Here is a 4,351-nt window from a genome sequence, read left to right on the forward strand (position 1 = left end):
TGATGCTGCCCGCCGACGAGGCGGAGGCGAAAGCGGCGCTGGTCAAGTTCGCGGAACTGGATGGGCGCGACAGGCTGCTGGGCGGGCCATATCTGCGCTTCGACCTTCGCAGCCCACGTCATCTGGTGATGCGAAAGGCCAGCGGGCTGGAGCGCACCACGGCGACAACGCCCGATCCCGACCGGCAGGCACAGATCGACGCAAACAGGTCGCTGCCCCGCGACGCGGAATAGGGGCAGGGCAACAGGGGTGATGGGGACATGGCGAAGCAGGCCACCGAAGGACTGATTACCGCGCTCGACATCGGGTCGTCCAAGGTGTCGGCGCTGATCGCGCAAAAGGGTGATGGCGGCGAACTGGTCGTGCTGGGCACCGGCCAGCGCGAAAGCCGGGGCGTGCGGCGTGGCTATATCGCCGACATGGCCGCGACCGAGGTTGCGGTGCGCGAAGCGGTCGAACAGGCCGAACGCATCGCGGGCGTGTCGATCGAGGATGTGTGGGTCGCCTTTTCCGCGGGCGGGCTGGTCAGCGACATCGTGAAGCTGGAAGTCGACCTGGGCGGCCACCGCGTCGAACAGGGCGATATCGACGCGCTGCTCAAGGCCGCGAGCGAAGCGCTCGACCCGCAGGGCCGCATGGTGCTGCACGCGCAACCCACGCGCTATACGCTGGACGGGCTGACGGGCACGCCCAAGCCGATCGGAATGCACGCCGACCGGCTGGGCGTGGAAATCCATGTCGTCGCGACCGACGGTTCGCCCGTCCGCAATCTGGACCTGTGCGTGCGCTCGGCGCATTTGGACGTGAAGTCGATCGTCGCGGCGCCCGTCGCCACCGGCCTTGCGGTGCTGAGCGAGGAGGAACGCGACCTGGGCGTCGCGCTGGTCGAAATCGGTGCGGGCGTGACCAATGTGTCGGTGTTCCAGCACGGCGTGCTGACGGGCCTTGCCTCGATCGGGATGGGCGCCGCCGACGTGACCGACGACATTGCCAGCGCGTTCGGCACCCGGCGCGCGCAGGCCGAGCGGATCAAATGCTTCCACGGATCGGCCAATATGAGCCCGCGCGACAATCATGACATGATCGACATCGCGCCGATCAACGCCGATCATGGCGAGGAGGGCAGCCGCATCACCAAGGCGCAATTGATCGCGACGATCCGGCTGCGGCTCGACCGGCTGATGCAGGAAGTGCAGCGTGAGTTGAAGAAGCTCAATTTCGACGATCCCGTCGGCCGCCAGATCGTGCTGACCGGCGGCGGCGCGGAATTGAAGGGGATCGCCGATTACGCGCAGCAGGCGCTGGGCCGCACGGTGCGCGTCGGGCGGCCGCGCGGGCTGACCGCGTTGCCGGAGGCGCATTCGGGTCCGGCGTTTTCGACGCTGGCCGGCCTGACGATGTTCGCCGCCGCCGACCCGGTCGACCTGCGCGCGGCCGAGCCGCAGCATCAACTGGTCGTTCGTCCGACCATGGGTGCGATGATGCGCCGGCTGATGGCCGCATTTCGTTCGAACTATTAAGAAATTGCGACCGAATGACCTTTTGTCGCTAGGATCATCGGTTCACATGGTGCAAAACGGGCGGGATTATCATGCGCCCGTGTATATCTGGGGGCATTGGGGAGATTAGCATGGGTATCGATTTTCTGCCGCCCGACGTCGATGAGCTGACGCCGCGCATCACCGTCATCGGCGTCGGGGGCGCGGGTGGCAACGCCATCGCCAACATGATCCATGCCGAAGTGCAGGGCGTCGAGTTCGTGGTGGCCAACACCGACGCGCAGGCGCTGAAGCAGTCGGTCGCGTCGCAGCGCATTCAGTTGGGTGCGAAGATCACGCAAGGGTTGGGCGCGGGCAGCCGCCCCGAAATCGGTCGCGCCGCGGCCGAGGAAACGATCGAGCAGGTGCAAAAGGCGCTTGAGGGCAGCCATATGTGCTTCCTGGCGGCGGGCATGGGCGGCGGCACCGGCACGGGCGCCGCGCCCGTCATCGCCAAGGCCGCGCGCGACATGGGCATCCTGACGGTCGGCGTCGTGACCAAGCCGTTCGCGTTCGAGGGCAAGCGCCGTTCGGCCAGCGCCGAGGCGGGCATCGAGGAGCTTCAGAAGTTCGTCGACACGCTGATCGTGATTCCGAACCAGAATCTGTTCCTGATCGCCAACGCCAACACCACCTTCAAGCAGGCCTTTGAAATGGCCGACGAAGTGTTGCAGCAGGGTGTGCGCGGCATCACCGACCTGATGGTCATGCCCGGCCTCATCAACCTTGACTTCGCCGATGTGCGGTCGGTGATGCAGGAAATGGGCAAGGCGATGATGGGCACGGGCGAGGCGGACGGCGACAGCCGCGCGATCGAGGCCGCGCAGAAGGCGATCGCCAACCCGCTGCTCGACGGCGTGTCGATGAAGGGCGCCAAGGGCGTCATCGTGTCGATCACCGGCGGCGACGACATGCGCCTGCTGGAAGTCGATGAAGCCGCGAACCACATCCGCGAACTGGTCGATCCCGACGCCAACATCATCTGGGGCTCGGCGTTCAATCCCGAGCTGGAAGGCAAGATCCGCGTCTCGGTCGTCGCGACGGGAATCGAGGCCGATGGCAACGACGTGGCGACGCCGGTCCCGACCGCCGCCGACACGACGCGCAGCTTCACCTTCTCCGCCCCCAAGCGCCCCGCGGCGCCCGCGCCGCAGCCGGTGGCCGAGAAGCCCGCGGCCGAGCCGGTTCCGGCGCCCCAGCCTGCACCCGCGCCCGCCGCGCCGACGCCCGCACCAAGCGCAAGCGAACCGGACGAGGACGAACTGGTGCTGGGCGCCGATGCGACTCTGCCCCCGGCCGAGCCGACCCCGCACCAGGATGACGGCGACGCCCCGCGCCGCCGCTGGCTGACGGGTGCCGAGGCGGAGGCCGAACCGGTCCCCGCGCCGCGTCCCGGCGGCACGCTGTTCGAACGCATGTCGGCGGCGGGTCGCAATATCGGCAAGGGCGGCGACGAGAAGGACCCGCTGGACATCCCGCGCTTCCTCCATCGCCAGAACAACCAGTAAGCATCGGCGTGACCGTCCGGTTTGACGCCGGGCGGCCACAGCCTGCCGTTCGGGTGTGACCGGACAGTCGCGGTTCAGCCGCGACATGGTATAGGCGACGGCAAGCATGACTCGTTCCCTTGTCCCGTGGCTGGGCGGCGCGGCGGCGTTCGCTCTGGCGATGCTTCCGGCGTCGGCGCAGCAGAGCGCGTCCCCAGGCGGCGCGCCGGGTTTCGTCCCGCAACCCACGCCGACCGCCGACCGGCTGGCCGATGCCATGCGGACGCTGGCGACCAGGCCGGGCGACCTTGATGCCTTGATCGCCGCCGGCGAAGCGAGCGCGATGCTCGATGACGGTCCCGCCGCGCTCCAGTTCCTGGCGCGTGCCGAAAAGGTGCGCGCCGGCGATCCGCGCATTGCCGCGGCGCGTGGCCGCGCCTTTGTGCGGATGGGCCGGCCGGGTGAGGCATTGCGGCATTTCGCGCAGGCGGAGCGCGGCAGTCTGGCACCTATCGAATATTCGAACGATCGCGGCCTGGCATATGATCTGGTCGGCGATCAGGCCCATGCACAGGTCGAGTATCTGCGGGCGATGGAGGCCGCCGATACGCCCGAGGTGCGGCGGCGTTATGCGATTTCGCTGGCGATTTCGGGCAATACGGCGGAGGCCGATCGTATCCTGGACCCATTGCTGCGGCAACAGGACCGCGCGGCGTGGCGCACGCGCGCGCTGGTGATGGCGCTGGGCGGCCGGGCAAGCGAAGCGGAGCGCGTGACCGCCACCATGATGCCGGGTTTCTCGACGGCCTATCTGCCGCTGTTCCGTCGCCTGGCCGAAATCCGCGACCCCGCCGACCGCGCCTTTGCCGCGCATCTGGGTGAGTTCACGCGCACCCCGGCGCGGCTGGCCGATGCGCGGCTGGCCCCGCCCGTGCCGTCGCTGCCATCCGCGCCGGTCCGCGTTGCCCAGGCGCCCGTCCCGCCACCGGTGAGCGACGGCGAGACCGATGACCGCGCGGTAGTGCAGCGGACGCGCACGGCATCAGCCGATACCCGCGCCCGTGCGGCAGAGCGCCGTGCCGATCAGCGCCGCGCTCAGCGCGAGGCATATCTGCGCGAACGGCAAGCCCGGCGCGAGCGGCGCGAGGCCCGTTCGCGGGTAGAGACCGCTGCGACCGAGCGCCGCGCCACACCGGCGACACCGGCAGCATCGGTTCCTTCAACTTCGGGCTTGACGGCCGGCGCCGGGGTGGCGACGCCTACGCCTACGCCTACGCCTACGCCTACGCCTACGCCTACGCCTACGCCTACGCCTACGCCTACGCC

General features: G+C 68.9%; 3 protein-coding genes and 1 pseudogene. All 4 read left to right on the forward strand.

What is annotated here, in order from left to right; translation table 11 throughout:
* A pseudogene (locus VL973_RS13735) lies at window positions 1–233 on the forward strand (hypothetical protein); the annotation flags it as partial.
* A 27-nt stretch (window positions 234–260) separates the two neighbouring features.
* Window positions 261–1,520, forward strand: a complete 1,260-nt coding sequence (gene ftsA / locus VL973_RS13740) for a cell division protein FtsA (protein ID WP_325284594.1) — start codon at window positions 261–263, stop codon at window positions 1,518–1,520.
* Window positions 1,521–1,630: 110 nt separating this feature from the next.
* The gene (gene ftsZ / locus VL973_RS13745; RefSeq protein WP_325284595.1) at window positions 1,631–3,046 is read left to right on the forward strand and encodes a cell division protein FtsZ; all 1,416 of its coding nucleotides are present in this window, start codon (window positions 1,631–1,633) and stop codon (window positions 3,044–3,046) included.
* 106 nt (window positions 3,047–3,152) lie between these two features.
* Window positions 3,153–4,351 (forward strand): tetratricopeptide repeat protein (locus tag VL973_RS13750; protein WP_414712254.1); only part of this gene is annotated, 1,199 nt, incomplete at its 3' end.

It is taken from the genome of Sphingomonas sp. (assembly GCF_035490575.1).
GTDB lineage: Bacteria > Pseudomonadota > Alphaproteobacteria > Sphingomonadales > Sphingomonadaceae > Sphingomonas.